The sequence below is a fragment of the Candidatus Desulforudis audaxviator MP104C genome (assembly GCF_000018425.1).
In the GTDB taxonomy this organism is placed as follows: Bacteria; Bacillota; Desulfotomaculia; order Desulfotomaculales; family Desulforudaceae; genus Desulforudis; species Desulforudis audaxviator.
The window spans coordinates 402,151-419,243 of sequence record NC_010424.1; the positions used below are offsets into that span (position 1 = coordinate 402,151).

The 17,093-nt window shown below is 62.1% G+C and carries 14 protein-coding genes; 8 read left to right on the forward strand and 6 right to left on the reverse strand.

Translation table 11 applies throughout. From position 1 onward, the window contains the following. Positions 1-158 precede the first annotated feature (158 nt). A complete protein-coding gene (locus tag DAUD_RS01935; RefSeq protein WP_012301521.1) occupies positions 159-572 on the reverse strand; it encodes a PIN domain-containing protein in 414 nt (137 codons plus the stop codon). Next, positions 572-838 (reverse strand): AbrB/MazE/SpoVT family DNA-binding domain-containing protein, encoded by a 267-nt coding sequence (locus DAUD_RS01940; protein WP_012301522.1) that lies wholly within the window; start codon positions 836-838, stop codon positions 572-574. The genes DAUD_RS01935 and DAUD_RS01940 overlap by 1 nt, the downstream gene beginning before the upstream one ends. A 189-nt stretch (positions 839-1,027) precedes the next feature. Between DAUD_RS01940 and DAUD_RS01945 the strand changes: the two genes are divergently transcribed. After that, on the forward strand, positions 1,028-1,972 hold the full coding sequence (locus DAUD_RS01945) for a diguanylate cyclase (RefSeq protein ID WP_012301523.1): 945 nt from the start codon (positions 1,028-1,030) through the stop codon (positions 1,970-1,972). Positions 1,973-2,048: 76 nt separating this feature from the next. Here the strand turns inward: DAUD_RS01945 and DAUD_RS01950 are convergent, their stop codons facing one another. Both DAUD_RS01950 and gatB read right to left on the reverse strand, forming a co-directional pair. Further along, a complete protein-coding gene (locus tag DAUD_RS01950) occupies positions 2,049-2,372 on the reverse strand; it encodes a MoaD/ThiS family protein (protein WP_012301524.1) in 324 nt (107 codons plus the stop codon). A gap of 342 nt (positions 2,373-2,714) precedes the next feature. Beyond that, positions 2,715-4,046: an Asp-tRNA(Asn)/Glu-tRNA(Gln) amidotransferase subunit GatB gene (gene gatB, locus DAUD_RS01955; protein WP_012301525.1), complete on the reverse strand. Its 1,332-nt coding sequence runs from the start codon at positions 4,044-4,046 to the stop codon at positions 2,715-2,717. A 539-nt stretch (positions 4,047-4,585) separates the two neighbouring features. Between gatB and DAUD_RS11410 the strand changes: the two genes are divergently transcribed. The 5 genes from DAUD_RS11410 to DAUD_RS01980 all read left to right on the forward strand — a co-directional run bounded on the left by DAUD_RS11410 (position 4,586) and on the right by DAUD_RS01980 (position 13,758). Then, positions 4,586-6,208 (forward strand): TIGR02677 family protein, encoded by a 1,623-nt coding sequence (locus tag DAUD_RS11410; protein WP_012301526.1) that lies wholly within the window; start codon positions 4,586-4,588, stop codon positions 6,206-6,208. Positions 6,209-6,217: 9 nt separating this feature from the next. Then, positions 6,218-7,429, forward strand: a complete 1,212-nt coding sequence (locus tag DAUD_RS01965; protein ID WP_012301527.1) for a TIGR02678 family protein — start codon at positions 6,218-6,220, stop codon at positions 7,427-7,429. Beyond that, positions 7,416-11,630 (forward strand): TIGR02680 family protein, encoded by a 4,215-nt coding sequence (locus tag DAUD_RS01970; protein WP_012301528.1) that lies wholly within the window; start codon positions 7,416-7,418, stop codon positions 11,628-11,630. Before DAUD_RS01965 ends, DAUD_RS01970 begins: the two co-directional genes overlap by 14 nt. Positions 11,631-11,800: 170 nt before the next feature. Further along, the gene (locus DAUD_RS01975) at positions 11,801-13,144 is read left to right on the forward strand and encodes a TIGR02679 family protein (protein WP_012301529.1); all 1,344 of its coding nucleotides are present in this window, start codon (positions 11,801-11,803) and stop codon (positions 13,142-13,144) included. Between the two features lie 377 nt (positions 13,145-13,521). After that, positions 13,522-13,758 carry a hypothetical protein gene (locus DAUD_RS01980; RefSeq protein ID WP_041570730.1) on the forward strand — a complete coding sequence of 79 codons (237 nt, stop codon included), beginning with the start codon at positions 13,522-13,524 and terminating at the stop codon, positions 13,756-13,758. A gap of 99 nt (positions 13,759-13,857) precedes the next feature. On the opposite strand, the gene DAUD_RS11415 is transcribed toward DAUD_RS01980, so the two are convergent. Both DAUD_RS11415 and DAUD_RS01990 read right to left on the reverse strand, forming a co-directional pair. Further along, positions 13,858-14,478 (reverse strand): copper amine oxidase N-terminal domain-containing protein, encoded by a 621-nt coding sequence (locus DAUD_RS11415; protein WP_012301530.1) that lies wholly within the window; start codon positions 14,476-14,478, stop codon positions 13,858-13,860. A gap of 133 nt (positions 14,479-14,611) precedes the next feature. Beyond that, complete coding sequence (locus DAUD_RS01990) at positions 14,612-14,923, reverse strand: hypothetical protein (RefSeq protein ID WP_012301531.1); 312 nt, start codon at positions 14,921-14,923, stop codon at positions 14,612-14,614. Between the two features lie 287 nt (positions 14,924-15,210). Between DAUD_RS01990 and nikB the strand changes: the two genes are divergently transcribed. Together nikB and nikC are read left to right on the forward strand one after the other, a co-directional pair. Next, complete coding sequence (gene nikB / locus DAUD_RS01995) at positions 15,211-16,149, forward strand: nickel ABC transporter permease (protein WP_012301532.1); 939 nt, start codon at positions 15,211-15,213, stop codon at positions 16,147-16,149. Positions 16,150-16,152: 3 nt separating this feature from the next. Further along, positions 16,153-17,082 (forward strand): nickel ABC transporter permease subunit NikC, encoded by a 930-nt coding sequence (gene nikC, locus DAUD_RS02000; RefSeq protein WP_012301533.1) that lies wholly within the window; start codon positions 16,153-16,155, stop codon positions 17,080-17,082. Positions 17,083-17,093: the final 11 nt, after the last annotated feature.

Sequence of the window (17,093 nt, forward strand, 5' to 3'; positions counted from 1 at the left end):
ATGCAAACAAACCTAATTGTAAAGGCATTTGTCGAAAATGACAAAGGAGCCTTTGGGCAAGATTGTGCCGGCTCACAAGAGCGTTGCCCAGCCGGAAACGGCGGCATCGTCTCTCCGACAAGCCGCAAAGGTTTTGCGCCACCTGCGCGTCCGGCAGGTTACCCGTCTCCTGGAGGGGTAACCCATCTGACATTTAACTTTTCGAAATCATTGTCAAAAGAACAGATACTTTCTTCCTGTGCCCGGGCCAGTGCGGCAAGGTAAGCGTCTACGAAATCGACGTTTTTTTCTGCCATATCCTGCAGGGCCTGGATGAGCAACGCGGGGTTTTCGGCGTAAATTCCGTCGGCGCTGAGAAAGGAGTTCAGGGTTTCGGCGATCTGAGTTTTGTCATACTTGTAGAAAGAAGAAAGTACCCAGACGATTTCGGCTGCTACCAGATGAGATACCCGCAAGCCGATAGCTCCTTTTTCAGCGCGGCTCATTAGCTCCAGTGCTTTAGCAGCCATTGCCGGTGGGTCGCCGGTGAGAAAGCGTAAGACAACGTTGGCATCAACCCACAAATAAACCATCACGTTTCTTTCCCCTTACCCAGTATCTGCCGGGCCAGTCCGGTGGCTACCTCTTCGCGAACTTCTGTCTTGCCGGGGTAAGGTCTTTTGGGGGGCAAAGAGGCGTAGAGTTCGGTTAAGCGTTTGCGTTTTAAGGCCCTGACCTTAACCTCTCCGTCCGGGCCGAGATCGAACACGAGTTCGTCTCCCGGTTGCAAGTTGAGCTTACGGCGGACGATTACGGGTATTGTTATCTGCCCCTTACTTGTTAACCTTGCTCTTAACATTTAAATACCTCCTTACATCTAACATAAACCTTACATCACCTCCTGTCAAGGGTGATTGTCTGGACTTCCGGGAGGTATTACAATACCCATAGGAAGTGGAGAGTCCGAACGCAGAAGACTTATCATGCCGAATCGACAGTTCAAGCGAAATACAAGTCAGGACCGAACGGCAAAGGAGAATCTGCTGCAATGAATAATGAGGGCGCCGCACCGGCGGATGCGGTTTACAAAATCCTGATGGTCGAAGACAGCCCGGTTGTCCGCGGCGTCATAAAAAAGCATTGCTCCCCCGAAGGGATCGAGGTGGTCGAAGCCGGGAGCGGCGCCTCAGCCAGGGAAACCCTGCGGGCGATGCAGCCCGACCTGGTGGTCCTCAACATGGTGCTGCCGGATGCGAACGGTCTGGACCTCTGCCGCGAGATCAGGACTGAAGAGCGTCTGAAATGGGTGCCGGTGATCATCCTGACGGCGCTTGGCGACCTGCGGTATTTACGGGAAGGATACGACTGCGGCGCCGACGACTACATCGTGAAGCCTTTCCAGCCGGAGGAGTTCGTGCTACGGGTCAAAAGCCGGATCAGGCGGGCGAGGGCCATGTCCTACGAAACCTTTCACGACGCGCTGACGGGATGCCACACCCGCGGTTACTTCGTGGCGCGCGTGGAGGAGGAAATCTTCCGCAGCCGCCGGGAAGGGACGCTGTTCAGCTTGCTGCTCGCCGACCTGGACGATTTTAAGCAGGTTAACGACACCCACGGCCACCTGGTCGGCGACCACGTGCTGCGCGAGTTCGGCGCGGTGTTGTGGGCTAGCTTCCGCCAGACCGACGTCGTGGCCCGTTACGGCGGCGAGGAGTTCGCGGTGCTGATGCCCAAAACCGACCTGGCGGCGGCGCTCGCCGCGGCGGAGCGCGCCAGGGAGGCGTGGCTGGCCCACCCTTTGACCGTGCCCGGAGACGGCGCAAGACTGCGCGTCACCTTCAGCGGCGGCGTGGTCGAGGGTGGTCGGGAGACGGCCGGCGTCAACGAGATTCTTGCAGCCGCGGACCGCGCCCTCTATGCGGCGAAGGCGGCGGGCGAGGACCGCATCGTCGCCGGCGGGTACCTTTTGCCAAAAGCTGAGCGATCCCCGTGATGTCTCAAGTATCCCGGCGCGAGGTGACCATAATCACGCTGCGCCAGGGCGGTTAAGCGTGATAACGAAGTCAGACTCAATGAGCAGATTTATTGATGTTTTTGAATCCCAACAGCAGCCTGTAGGGGCCGGGAGTCCCGAAAGGCACAAACGCTACCCGGTCCCCGGGTTTCACCCGCGCATCGGCAATCGGTTTTGCGGTACCGTTGACAAACACCGCTTCAACTTTGTCGGCGGGAATCCCTAAGCGTTCAGTTAGTTCAATGGCACTAGATTCACTGTCCAGTTCCAAGTAACACGGGAATCCCAGTCCTTTTTCATCGGCCAGTCTTTTCAAAAAGCTAAGGAAGCGGATTTCCACCCTATTTGTACATACATCATTTGGACTTGGCGGATTCACACGCGGACACTCCCTCACCACGACTTTGTTCCGGCCGGCTCGTCCGGCCGTGTTGACCTGCCCAAGACGCTCAAACCCAAAACGCCTCCCTGAGCGCGGGAGGCGTTTTCGATCGCCCATGGGGGTCGGCCGAGGCTACTCGACCGGTACGGCCTCTATCTCGTCATCCTCATCGCCTTCGCCCGCGTCATCGGCACCCGTCCAGGGCGGCTTGCCCTTGCCGGGTTTCTTCTTACCGTCGGGTAAAGGTGAGCGCGGACTTCGAATGATCAGCCGTGTATCCAGGCGGAATGAGATACAACGCCTTCCCGGGCGTTCCGCTTGTATTGGATCTTCCTTTGTCTATCCCTGCAGTTTTTCGCGCAAAAGCCGGTTCACCAGCTGCGGGTTTGCCTTGCCCTTGGTTTCCTTCATCACCTGACCCACCAAGAACCCGAGTGCCTTCTCCTTGCCGCCCCTAAAGTCGGCCGCCGGCCCGGGGTTCGCGGTGATCACTCGGTCCGCGATTGCCCCCAGCTCGTCGGCGTCGGCGATCTGAACCAGGCCCTTTTCCTTCACAATGGCCTCGGGCTCGGCGCCGGTCTTGAACATCTCCTCAAACACGTCCTTGGCCATCTTGCCGCTGATTACACCCTTTTGCACCAGGCCCAACAGGTCTGCCAGCCGCCGCGGGGTCAGATCGGTCTCCTCGATTTCCCGGCCGGATGCGTTCAGGCAGCGGCTCACCTCGCCCATGAGCCAGTTGCTCACCGTCTTGGGCTCGTTGAAGAGGGCCACCGTCTCCTCGTAGAAGTCAGCCATCGCGCGCGAGGCGGTGATCACCTCGGCGTCGTAGGCGGGGAGCCCGTGCTCGCCCACCAGGCGCGCGTAGCGGGCGTCCGGCATCTCCGGCATCGTCCGTTTCAGCTCCGCCACCCAGGCCGGGTCGATCTCCAGCGGGGGCACGTTCGGGTCCGGGAAGCAGCGGTAGTCCGTGGCCAGGTACTTGGTGCGCATCGCCCGGGTCACGCCCCGGGTCTCGTCCCAGTGCCTGGTCTCCGGAATCACCGGCTGCCCGTTTTGCACCAGTTCCATCTGCCGCGCCACCTCGTACTCGATGCCCCGGGCCACGGCGCGGAACGAGTTCATGTTTTTAATCTCGGTCTTCTGGCCGAACACCGCGCTGCCACGCGGCCGCACCGACACGTTGGCGTCGGCGCGCATCGACCCCTCCTCCATCTTGCAGTCCGATACCCCGGTGTAGCGGATGAGTGAGCGGAGCTTCTGGAGAAACAGGCGCGCCTCCTCGGCGGTGCGCACGTCGGGCTGGGTGACGATCTCCACCAGCGGCACCCCGGCGCGATTGAAGTCCACCAGGCTGTACGGCGAGTCGGTGATGTTCCCCAGGTGCAGCAGCTTGCCCGTGTCCTCCTCCAGGTGGATCTGGCGGATGCGGACCCGCCGGGTCTCGCCGTTCACGCGCACGTCCACGTGCCCGTGCACGCCCATGGGGTGGAAGTACTGGGAGATCTGGTAGCCCTTCGGCAGGTCGGCGTAGAAATTTAGCGTCTCCCACTGCCGCTTCACGAAGGCGAACAGGGCGTTTACGGCCTCCAAAAAGCCCTCCTTCTCCTCCGCGGGGATCTCCATGCGGGCCGCCTCGGCGGCCTGCGCCAGCTCCTCGGCACTGATCATCGGCAAAAAACACCGTCCTCAACCAGGATGTTACAGATTTGCCCTATTTTCGTATTATACCAGCACCGCGTCCGGCAAGGCAATGAATTCCGGAAAGAACGGGCGTGGTTTGGTTATCGAGAAGATTCCCTGGCTGGGCATGGCAAGAAGAAAGCATACCGTAACACGGGCCAATCCCCAATTGTGGATGGGTTTTAAGCATGCCTATCGAAAAATTTTGCTCCTGGACCGTTTAAGGCGCTTATTTGCGTGGTGGTACCAGCACGGCGGACACGGGGTACGGCCTTCGGCCACGCGGACACAATCATCCGCCTGTGCATAGAACGACCGGGCCGAAACCGAGGTCGTACGCCGTACCGGGCACACTCCGCCGGCATGTGAATACGGCCCCGGGGCTTGAAAAGGACCAGAGTCCGGTGTGGCAGGACTATGGGATAACTGGCCGAATTGATATGACATGATGCTCTGCACTCCGGTCGACGATCTTCGACTTCGCCAAACCAAGCAGCCCGGGAGAACAGAAGGTCGGTGCCGCCAAAATGGATGAACAAGTCCTGAAGCCCATCGCGGAAGTCTCTTATCTTACCGTCGGGAACGCCTGGCGTTACCGGGCCATCCTGCGCTATTTCTACGACCAGCACGAACGCCTGCGCCACTATCTCTTCCCCGAGGAGGTCCTGGAGCATCTCCGGCGAAGCCCGTATTTTCACGATTACACCGAGGAGCAACTGCAGCAGGATCTGGCCCAGTTGGTGGAGTGGAAGAACCTGGTCCCTCGTCAGGACACCGGCAGGGTGACTTCCATCGAGGAGTTCAAGAAAAAGAGGTTTCGTTACCAGGCGACCCCGTACACCATCGAGATCGAACGGATGGTACAGCAGCTGGAACAGATGGGGGAGTCGTTCGGCGGCTCCCTGGAGAAGACCCTTTTCGACCGCCTGCTGGCCTCGCTGAAGCGGCTGGTGGCGGAGGACGAGAGTGCCCGGCCGGCGCGCGCTGTTGACGGCATCGCCGCCGGCGGAGCCCAGGCGCGTGACCTGGATTCCGGGCCGGGGCACGGCGGAGACGGTTCCGGCTCCTACCGGACGCACGGCCGCGACGGCTCCGGCCGGGCGTACGCCGCGGACGGCTTCACCGGCGAGGAACTGAACGCCCTGTGGCGCGACACCTACGAGAGCTTCCGCAAGCTGACCGAGAACGCCACCGACTATCTGGCCCACCTGCAAAGCGAACGTGTCGAAGAGTTGATGATGACGGAAGCCTTTTTGACCTATAAAGAGGCTATCACCCAATACCTGCGCGATTTCATGACCGTGCTGCAGCGGACCTCGCTGCAGATTGAGACGGTGCTGAGGGGGACCCCGCCCAGCCTGATCGAACGAGTGGCCGGGCGCCTGGCCGACTACCACCTGAGCATTCCCCGCCTGGAGGAAACGCGGACCCGGGAAGAGCTGGCGCAAAGACACCTGGTCCAGTGGCAGGCCCTGCGGGACTGGTTCTTGGGCGGCGCCGGCCGGGAGAGTGACCTCGTCTACCTGCAGAACGCCACCAACGAGACCATCCGCCGAATCACCCGCTTCGCCCAGCGGCTGGGGGAGCGGCACCACACCTTTCGCAGCCGCAAGCGGGACTACCTGCACATCGCCGGATGGTTCGCGGCCTGCGCCGACCTCCGGGCGGCGCACGAACTGTCGGCGGTCGTGTTCGGCGCCTTTCACACCCGCCACCTGTACGCCGCCCCCAAGGAGACCGAGGACATCTACGCGGAGATATGGGACCAGCCGTCCATGGAAATTACGCTGAGGCCCCGGGTGCGGGCGTACCGCGAGAAGACCAGGCCCAATGCCGCCGCCAGTCACACGGACGAAAAGGCCCGGGTGGCGGCCGAGTACCTGCGGGAAAGGGAGGCCGAGCGGGCGCTTATCGACCGGTTGATGAGCGGTGACCGGATTGTGGTGGGGGAACTGCCGGTGATCGAGCCCCACGTCCGCAAAACGCTTTTGTACTGGATTACCAAGTGCATGGGCAGCCGGGACCGGGTGGGGAAGACGGAGACCGGCCGGTCCTTTCGCCTGGAAAAGATCGACGACCGCGAGATAGTCCTGCGTTCCCGGGACGGGAGTCTCACGATGCCCAACTACGTGCTGCAGTTCTATGGATAGGTGAAGAGCGTGGGAAGAGAGCAAGAGCAGCCCAAAGCCGATTTCGACCACCTGGCCCGGGAAGCCGCCGAGCACCTCCTGGAGCAGTTTTGGATCCTGCGTGACGAGGAGCCGGACAAGTACCAGGCGGTGCGGGAACGGGAGCAAGTCCTGCGCGCCTATTTCCTGGACAAGCCGGGGTTCCGTCTTATCTTGCACCGCCATTTCGCCAAACTGGAGAAAATTCCGGCGGAGCCCGAGCCCTGGATGGGGATCCAGGAGTTCCAGCAGCCCCGGGACTATGCCGTTTTCTGCTGCCTGCTGGCCTACCTGGAGGGTAAGGCCGTGGACGAGCAGTTCCTGCTGTCCGATCTGTGCGAGGAACTCCGCGCCGTCTACCCCGGTGAGGACGCCCTGGACTGGACCCACTATGAACACCGCAAGTCACTGGTACGGGTCCTGCGCAAAGCCGCCGAGTTGGGGATTGTCAAAGTGGTGGACGGCACCATCGAAGGGTTCAACCACGTCGAGGACAACGAGGTGCTCTACGAGGTGCCCGTCGTCTCCCGCTACTTCATGCGTTCCTATCCCAAGGACCTCTTCCAGTTCGCCGGCAAAGAGGAGATGTTGGCGGCGGATTGGCCGGAAGGGACCGACGAGGGCCTGCGGCGCCGCCACCGGGTGTACCGCCGGCTGCTGCTCTCGCCGGTGGTGTACGCAAAGGACGTGCCGGAGGCGGATTTCCAGTACCTGCGCAACTACCGGCACCGGATCCGCGAGGACGTGGAGAGGCACACCGGGTTTTGCTTCGAGCTGTACAAGAACGCGGCCCTGCTGACGCTGCCCGAGCAGCGGGCCCGCTTCACTCTCTTCCCCGACAGCAAGGCCGTCTCCGACATCGCCACCCAGTTCGCGGCTCTTGCGCGCGAGCGGCGGGCGAAGGACGATATCCCCCTGCAGTTCGACGGCAGTCTTTGCCTGACCGCCCCGCAGTTCCGGGACTGGGTGCGGATCTGCCGGGAGCGCTGGGGGACGGGATGGAGCAAGCAGTACCGCGAGGCCGGCATCGCCCAGACGGCCAGGGACTTACTGGCGTTTCTGGAGGAGTGGAAGATGGCGGAGCGCGATCCGGAGACGGGCGCCGTGTGCTTGAGGCCCCTTTTGGCCCGGACCACCGGCCGTTACCCGGCCGATTTTGACCCCGGTACGCTGCAGGAGGGAGAGAACGGTGTCGAGGAATAAGTGGCAACTACACCGGGCCGGCATCTTCAACTTCTGGTATTACGACGACGAGGAGCTGGACTTTGCGGGCGGCAAGCTGCTGCTCCGCGGCAGCAATGGGTCGGGCAAGTCGGTCACTATGCAAAGCCTCATTCCGCTGCTGCTGGACGGCAGAAAAAGCCCGGACCGCCTGGACCCGTTCGGTTCCCGGGCGCGGCGGATCGAAGACTACCTGCTCGGCGAGAAAGGGGTGGTCGACCGTGACGAGCGCACCGGCTATCTTTACCTGGAGTACAAGCGGCAGAGAACGGACCAATACCTGACCACGGGTATCGGGTTGCGGGCCAAGCGCGAGAGCAACCTGGAGTTCTGGGGTTTTCTCATCCTGGACAACCGGCGCATCGGACGCGACCTGACGCTGTACAAGACCGAATACAGCCTGCAAGACGGGAAAGAACAGAAGATTCCCCTGGTCAGGCGGGAGTTGGAGCACAGGCTGGGACCGGGCGGCCGGGTGGTGCGGACGCAGAAGGAGTATGTGGAACTGGTCAACAAGCACATTTTTGGCTTTGAATCGCTGGACGCCTTCGAGGACCTGATCAAGCTGCTGATCCAGCTGCGCAGCCCCAAACTCTCCAAAGATTTCAAGCCCACCATCATTTACGAGATTCTGAACGATTCCCTGCCGGGCCTTTCGGACGACGAGTTACGGCCTCTTTCGGAGACCATTGAGAATATGGACCAGACCAAGCAGCAGTTGGACCAGTTGTTGCGGGATCAGCGTTCCCTGAAGCGGCTTTGCCGGCAATACGACGTTTACAATCGGTTTGTCCGGTGGGAGAAGGCCGAGGGGTATCTGCGCGCGCACAGGAGAGGTGAGCGCCTGGAAAGCAGGGAGCGGGAACTGCGGCGGTTGCTGGAACAGCACCGCGAGGACCGTGCCCGGTTTTCCGCCGAATGGGAGCGGCTTAAGCGTGAACAGACGGTGCTCAAGGAGGAAGAGGCCGCCTTGAGGGAGCACGACGTATTCAAGGCCGAGGCCGAAAAGGTGCAGGTCGAAAGGACTATCGCGGCCCTTCAGGAGAGCATCCGCGCCAAGACCAAGGGGCTGGAGCAAAAGCGGCGGACCGAGGTCCGGCTGCGCCGGGAGATCGATGCGGAAGAAAACAAGACCACCGAGGCCGAGACCGTCATGAAAGGCCTGCTGGAGCGCCTGACCGCCGAGGCCGACCAGGCGCTGTTTGCCGGGCACCACGTGGCCGCGGCGGAGTTCCGCAAGAAGTACGCCGAGGAGTTCACGTTTGACCTCTGGCGGCTGGAGACCGGGGAGTACCTGGCCAGGCTGGACGGTGTCCTGAAGGTGTTGAAAGAGCAGACCCGGGCCAGGGAGAAATATGAGGATGCCGACCGGGACCGGGCGGAGGCGCAAAGGCTGCTGGACAGGGCCGAACACGAGGCGTCCAGGGCCGGCGTGTTCTTCGACGAGGAAAGGGACCGTTACCTCGGTGCCTTTCACGCCTGGGTCAAGCAAAACCGGGAACTGCTTCTGTCGGAGGACGAGATCCGGCGGACGTCTGAGCGGGCGTTGCAGATGTTCGAGCCCTACCGCCTGGAGGAGGTGCGGGAGCCGGCGGCGGAAGCCTACCACCGGCACTCCGAGAGGCTGCGCGAGGAACTGGCGGACCTGGGGCAGCAAATCAGGCAGAAAGAGCGGGCCATCCTCGAGAAGAACCGGGAGCTGGACGACTGGAAGAAGAAAAAGGACCCGGAACCGGAGCGCCACCCGGACACGGAGGCGGCACGGGCGGGGCTTGACGCGGCCGGGATTCCCTATCTGCCTTTCTTCGCGGCCGTGGAGTTCCGCGAGGGGATCACCGAAGAGATGAGGGAGCGCATCGAGGCGGCGATCACCCAGATGGGGCTTCTGGACGCCCTGATCGTCCCGGAGCGTTTTCTGGCGCGGGTGGACCGGTATGACCGGGTGCTCGAGCCCGCGCCGCAGTTTTTTGCCCACACATTGGCCGACTTTCTTGTCCCGGCGCCGGCGGAGAACTCCGCCGTCACCGTCCAGGACATCGACAACGTGCTGCGCAGCGTGCTGATTGACGACACCGGGGAGCATCAGGCCCGGGCCTTGGTCCGCGAGGACGGGCGCTACCGGATGGCCCTGCTCAAGGGACACGCTCCCCGTCAGGACCGGTCGATTTATATCGGCCGGGAGACACGGCGCCGGTACCGCCGGGAGGTCATCAACGGGCTGAAAGCGGAACTGGAGACGCTGGAGGAGGAGCGCGCCGCCCTGCAACAGGCGGAGCGGCAGCTGCAGGGCCGGCTGCGCCGGCTCCGGGAAGAGTATCAAAGCTTTCCCGCCGATGCCGACGTGGCCGAGGCGCACCGCATGCGGGAGGAGGCCCGCCAACAGGTCAAGCTGCGGGGCCGGGAGGTGCAGAAGAAGGACGAATTGCTCAAAAAGGCCATGGAGCGGCTTCAAGACGTGCGCGCTCAACTGCGCGGCCTGACTGAAGGACTGGCGCTGCCCGGCACGGAGGAAGCCTACGATACGGCCCTCAGGCACATGCGTGGGTACCGCGATTACCTGCACAAACTGGAATTGATTCACAAGGACTTTGCCAACTGCCGGAGCCGGATCGTTCATTACCGCCTGAGCCTTGACGAGGCGGTGGCCGACGCCGGCGTTTTGCAGGGGGAGCTTGCCGCTTTCAGCGGGGAACTCGATACCAACAAGCTGCGCCTGGTGCAGATCGCGCGGCGGTTGGAAGAGTTGGGCGCAGACGAGATACGGGCGCGGATCGAGGATGTTTTGCGGCGCCTGGCGGGTCTGCCGGAGGCGATCGATGCGGCGAAGACGAAGATAATGGAGGCTGAGCATAAGATCGAAAGCACCGGGAAGGAGATCAGGGACACGCTCGGGAAGCGGGAAACGGCGCGTTTCCTGCAAGGACTTTGGAAGAGGACCTTTTTGGACGACCTCAAACTCGGGTTGCCCGGTTCGGTGGAGGTCGGCGCCGACCCGGCGGATGACGAGGTGGCCGGAATCGCCCGCGCCATCCTGCGGCAGGACGGCCCGGCTTCCGGGGAACAGCTTGATCGGGCGAAAGTGACCGACCGGCTGAACGAGGCTTTCTACCGGGAACAGGCGGTGCTGGTCGAGTACCGACCGGCGCAGGAGACAGTGCTGGCGCTGGAGGACAGCGCCGTACGGGAAGTGGAACAAGGGGACGAGGAGCCGGCTGTTCTGCTGGATGAACTGAGGCAAAAGGCCCGCCGGGTGCAGTTGCTCATGGAGTACGACGGCAAGCGGGTCAGCCCGTTTTACGTGCTGGACCGCATGGAAAAGGACATTGAAACCCAGCGGGCGATCCTGACCGAAAAGGACCGGGAGCTTTACGAAGAGGTCATCATGCACAGTGTCGGCCGCATCATCCGCGGCCGGATCAACCGTGCCGAACGGTGGGTGGAGAAGATCAACCGGCTGATGGAGGACAGGAACACCTCCAGCGGGCTGACCTTCTCCATCCGCTGGCGGCCGCGGACGGCGGAGCACGAAAACGAGATGGACACGAAGGACTTGGTGGAATTACTGCAGCGTGATCCCCGGCTTTACAAAGACGAGGACGTGCGGCGGGTCACCGAGCACTTCCGGTCGCGGGTGGACCGGGCCAGGGCGGCGTTGGAGGATAAGGGCTATGGCGAGACCTTTCACCAAATTGTCAAGGAGATCCTGGACTACCGGAAGTGGTTCGCTTTCACCCTGTACTACCGGCGGGCCGGGGAACAGCGCAAGGAACTGACCAACAACGTGTTCTATAAGTTCAGCGGCGGGGAGAAGGCCATGGCCATGTACATCCCCCTTTTCTCGGCGGCCTATTCCCGCTACCTGGACGCCCGGGACGACGCCCCCTACATCATCTCCCTGGATGAGGCCTTCGCCGGGGTTGACGAACACAACGTCCGGGACATGTTTGACCTGATGGAAAACCTGGGGTTCAACTATATCATCAACTCCCAGGTTTTATGGGGCGACTACGACACTGTGTCCGCCCTCTCCATCTGTGAGCTGGTCCGGCCCCGGAACGAGCCCTACGTGACCGTGATCCACTACCGTTGGGACGGGAAGGTTAGGCGTCTTTTAAGCTGGGAGGGGGGTGACCGGCGATTCGGCGCGGAAGAGGACAAAGAGGCGCGGACCGGGACACCGTAAAGGCGGGGTCTGAAGCTTCGGAATCTGCCCCGTGGTCTGAAACCCCGCGGTCTCAAGTTGGTCGGAAAACCCGGCGCACCGAACCGCCGCGGCCGCAGGCTCCGGAAGAGCAAACCCCGCGTTCGCAAGGCGATCAGCACCCCCGGCGTCTTATGCTCAGGGATGAGGCTGTGCGCTACTTCCGGGAGAACCGGGGTTTCCACCGACTCTTCTCCCTCATGATCAAGAAGTACCAGGGGTTGGGGCGAGCCGGTGGGAGCGTCACCCTCAAGAACCTGACCGCCCAGGAGCAGGAGGCGCTCTCCCTGTTTCTGGGCCGAGACTGCACGGGGCGGGCGTCGGTCACGGTGTCCCTGTCGGCCTTCATCGAGGCCATGAACAAGACGAAGTACGCGGGAATCGGGTTCAAGGAACTGCTGGACGGCTATGTGGGGCGGGACGTCCTGACGCGTTCGGAGGAACTGGAAGACCGTCGCAACCGGAAAGCCTTGTTCTTCCGGAACCTGGCCGAGAAGCACGACAGCCCGTACGGACGCCTGTGGCTTGAGCACATAAGGAGGGCGGGTCCGGGCACGCGGGGGATTCACCTGGCTTTTGAGAAGCACCCCGATGTCCTGGCGGGACAGCTGAAGAACGTTCTGGCCGCACTCTGCCGGCTGACGCGGATGCGCCGGGCCGGGAAGACGGCGGCCTACGTGAGACTGCCGGTGTTCGCCGACCGGACGGTCCACGACCCGCACGGATTCGACCTGGACACCGAACAGGGCCGATACCTGATCTCGGCTCTGCAGCTGATCCGGAGCCATGAGGACCAAGGGTACACGGTCAGCAGCCGCCTGGCCGCCGAGGAAGTGACTGAACTGCTCGGCCACTTTGGGATCATCCGGGATGATCTGCTGAACTTCGTTACCTGCGCGGGTCTTCTGGCGGTAAGGGAAGACGGCACGCCCGTGGCGTGGTGGCGGGCGGCCTGGGATGACGGTGCGGTGCTTAATGTTCCCCTGAGAGAGATGGCCGGAGTGGGGGCTGTTGTTCCGGCCGCCTCGTTCGGCCGTGTTGACCGGCCCAAAGTGGTGTTTGTTGTTGAGAACTCCGGTGTGTTTTCGGAAATCCTGGACGGCTTCGGCTGGACGCGCCTCCCGCCGCTGGTGTGCACCAACGGCCAGCTCAAGCTGGCCTGCCTCCTGCTTCTGGATAAACTCGTCGCTGATAATACTACCGTCCACTACTCCGGCGATTTTGACCCGGAGGGCTTGCAGTTGGCCCACCGCCTTCTGCAACGCTATCCGGACCGGCTGGTTCCCTGGTGTTACACGGTCAACGACTACGAGCGGTGTGTCTCCGAGGTTGCACTTCCCGAGTCCCGCCTGAGGAAACTGGACGCCGTCGGCCATCCGCTCCTGGCCCCTGTACGGGAGAAGATGCGGTCGGTGCGCAAGGCGGGTTATCAGGAGGGTCTGGTCAAAACCCTGGTGGACGATATCAAACGCATACTGCCAGATATGAATGACTGAACATGATTATTGACTTAGCCGGCTCGGGTTTGAAGGAAATTGCATTACCAGGGTCCGGGATTGAGGTTGGACCAGCTTGTTTGACGGCCGCGCCGCTTGCCGGCCAAGGAGAAGGGAGAGCATGGCGAAGCAGCTTTCTATTTTTGACGTTTGCTTCCCGGAGCCGGAGGGCGCGGATTCGAAGCAGGACGGGCCGGACGAGGGACCGGGACGGGGTTCGGGATCGGGATCGGGAGGCGGAACGGGGGAGAACGGTGTCCCGCGGGTTGTGTGGCGGTTCATCCGGGACGCGCCGCAACTCGCCGGCGGGGCGGCGCTGGCCGACGTGTTCTGTACGGTCCGGCCCTGGCCGCATCAAGTGGAGGTGGCGGAGGATTTTGCGTGGGCGCCTGGAAAAAGACGTCCCGCCTTACACAACTCTGACCGCGCTCAGCGGGATCGGCCCCGAGGATGTCCGTTTTCTTCCCGCCGACCGGGTCCGGAGCCTGCGCGCCACGGGTACACCGCGGAAAGCGGGGCGCCTGGAGTCGGATTTGCGTCGGCGGGCCGAACAGCTTGAGAGGGAATACCGCGTTTGGGAACAGGCCCTGCGGAACACGGCGGGAGAGCCCTGAATGGAGATCATGTTATCAACGACTGAGAACAAGTGATACAACGAGACACCTCCCGTTGCCCGGAAGGTGTCTCGTTGATGGTGCCGGATTCAGGTTAGTCTACTCTTCCTCTTTGTTCTTATCATTGCCCGCTCGGGACGGCTTACCCTGGCCGGCCCAGTCCGGCTTGCCTTGACCGGCCCGATCCGGCTTACTCCGGTCCGCCCAGGCTGGCTTGTTCCGATCGGCGAGCCGCACTTGATTACGCTCGGCATCAAAATCCACCGTGAGCCCGAAAACCTCGGCGATAAAACGCAGGGGCAGCACGATCCGTCCGTTGATGCTCTTGGGCGGCACGTCCGGGCCGTCGATCTTGACGTCGTTAAAGTAGAAGGCCGGCATGCCGTTTTCGTCCAGAGCACCGAAATCGATCTCCAGAATGCTGTCGTTCAGTTCGATGGTCACCATCTTGTCTTCCGCGTTCCAATCCACCTTGGCCCCCAGAGCGGCCATCATGCCCCGAATGGGGATCAGCACGCGACCCTCCTTGATCACCGGGGGTACGTCACCCCAGGGTCTCTCCTCACCGTCCACCGTCAGTCCCAACGCTTTGTCTTTTCCGGGCTTCCCGTCTTCCTCCCTGATCTTTGCCGCTTCCGGGCCGGGAGGCGCCGCCCCGGCGCTCACCGTCAGCGAGAGGACAAACAACACCGCCAAGACCGCCACCGCAAACCGTTTCACCTTGCTGTCAGCCTCCTTAATTTGGTCTTTGCCATGGTATTCGTCACCGGCTTCCGGTTTGGGGGGTAGCGGCGCTACATCCGGTTGAAAAACCCCTTCACTGCACCTCGGCGGCGATGCGCCCCTCCTTACATTAGGAAACCATCTGGTACGAAAGATCCTCCAAGTTACCCCCCAGGTTTTCGCTTAAGCCCCCGACCTGACGGGCCAGATCCTGTACCGCCTTCTCCGTTCTTTTCTGCGCCCGGGCCAGGTCTTTCTGCGCCTCGGCTAGTTGCTCCACCCTCTTCTCGGTGCGCGCCTGCGCCTGCGCCACTTCTGCAACAATCATCTTGAGTTCCGAGAAGTCCTCCTTGGTCGGGTATCTGCCGTGGAGACACGCCTCCACGATTTCTCGAACCGCAAGCCGCTGCTCCGTGGTGAGAACATCCTCCGGCACGCCCATTGATCAGGTAGTGTACATTTTTAGTAGGTAACCGAGGGTCATGAGGGTTTACAGACCGGCGGAGCAGGGTTTATAATTGCGCTATCCGGCGGCTGAAGCCGCCGAAGACCATTCGGCTTCGATTCCGGAACGTGCCACGAAGGCATGAGCCCGGCCGAAGACCCAGGCCGAGGCCCAGCGGTTTTGTTTTCAAAAGACATCTAAAACAGAGTGGAAAAAAGAAGGCCACGGAGGTGCTTCCTCCGTGGCTTTTCCCATTCTTTTGCTCTCTCAAGGATCGGTGATCGATGAAGAGTTATCTCTTTAGGCGCATTTTGTACCTGCTTCCCGTAATGCTTGGAGTGTCCATCATTACTTTCGCGTTGATCAATCTTGCGCCGGGGGACCCGGCCGAGATAATCCTGAGGGCCGACGGGATGGAGCCTACCGCGGAGGCGGTGGCGGTTCTGCGGGAGGAGCTGGGCTTGAACGATCCGCTTTACATCCAGTATGGGCGCTGGCTGTGGGGTGTGCTCCACCTGGACCTGGGCGAGTCGTTTCGCACGGGGCGTCCCGTGGCCGAAGAGTTGTTCTCACGTCTTCCGGCCACTCTGGAACTGACATGCGCGGCTCTGGTATTCATGGTGATCCTTGCGGTACCGGCCGGCATCCTGTCCGCCCTCTACCGGCACACCCTGGTCGATCACCTGGGCCGTCTGGGTGCCCTTGCGGGGGCCTCGCTCCCCGGTTTTTGGCTGGGGCTCGTGCTCATCTACCTTTTTTCGGTGAAGCTCGGAATCTTGCCGGTGATGGGGCGGGGAGGACTTGAACACCTGGTGCTGCCCGCTGTTACCCTGGGCTTCGGGATGGCTGCCGTTTACGCCCGGGTCCTGCGGACCGGAATGCTGGATGTGCTGGGTCAGGACTACATCAAGGTCGCCCGGGCCAAGGGGTTGAAGGAAAAGTGGGTGATCGGGCGCCACGCCTTGAAGAACGCCCTTTTGCCCGCGGTGACGTTACTGGGCATGAGCTTCGGGCACCTTTTGGGGGGAGCGGTAATTGTGGAAACCATCTTTGCCTGGCCGGGCGTGGGAAAGTTTGCCGTGGAGTCCATCTTCAACCGGGACTACCCGGTGATCCAGGGATACGCCCTTTTCATGGCCGTGGTCTTTGTGCTGGCCAACCTTCTGGTGGACATATCCTACGTTTTCCTTGACCCGCGCATCCGCCTGGAAAGGGGGGAGTAGCCGGTGAGCATCTCGAAAAACTTCGGCGCTGGGGTTGCCGGTTACTCTGCCGCCGGGAAACCGGCGGGCCGGGCAAGGGCCGGACCGCGCGGGCTGCCGGGTGAGGCGCTGGCAAGACTCTGGCAGGATAAACTGGCTCTTTTGGGGCTGGTGATCATCCTGGCCGTGGTGGCCGTGGCGGTCTTTGCGCCCTATATTGCGCCCAACGACCCCGTAAAGGTGGATCTGGCGCAGCGTCTTGCACCGCCCGGCGCGCAGTACCCCCTGGGCACCGACCACCTGGGGCGCTGCCTTTTGTCGCGGTTGATCTATGGCACGAGGGTGTCCCTGGCCACGGCGGCTTTGGCCCTGACGGCAATCATGCTCATCAGCATTCCCCTGGGCACCCTGGCGGGCTACTGCGGGGGGCGGGTGGACAACGCCGTCATGCGGGTAGTTGACGTGTTGCTGGCCTTCCCGGGCCTGGTGCTGGCTCTGGTCATTGCCGGGATGCTGGGGCCGGGGCTTTTAAACGTGATGCTGGCCCTGGCCGCCGTCTGGTGGGTGGGGTACGCCCGGGTCATCCGGGGGATGGTTCTTTCGGTGAAAGAGAAGGAATTCGTCTTGGCGGCCCGGGCCTGCGGCACTCGTGAGTTGGGCATCATCACCCGGCACATCCTGCCCAACGTACTCTCCCCGGTGATCGTCCTGGCCACGCTGGATATGGGCAAGCTGATCCTGGCCATCTCCGGGCTTTCCTTCCTGGGCCTCGGCGCCCAGCCGCCCACGCCGGAGTGGGGGGCCATGCTGAACGACGGCCGCCCTTACATGCAGGTGGCGCCGCAGCTCATGGTCTACCCGGGTCTTTGCATCATGACGGTGGTGCTGGCCTTCAACCTGCTGGGCGACGGCTTAAGGGACGCCCTGGACCCGCGGGGGATTACCAGGTTTTAAAAAATAGGGGG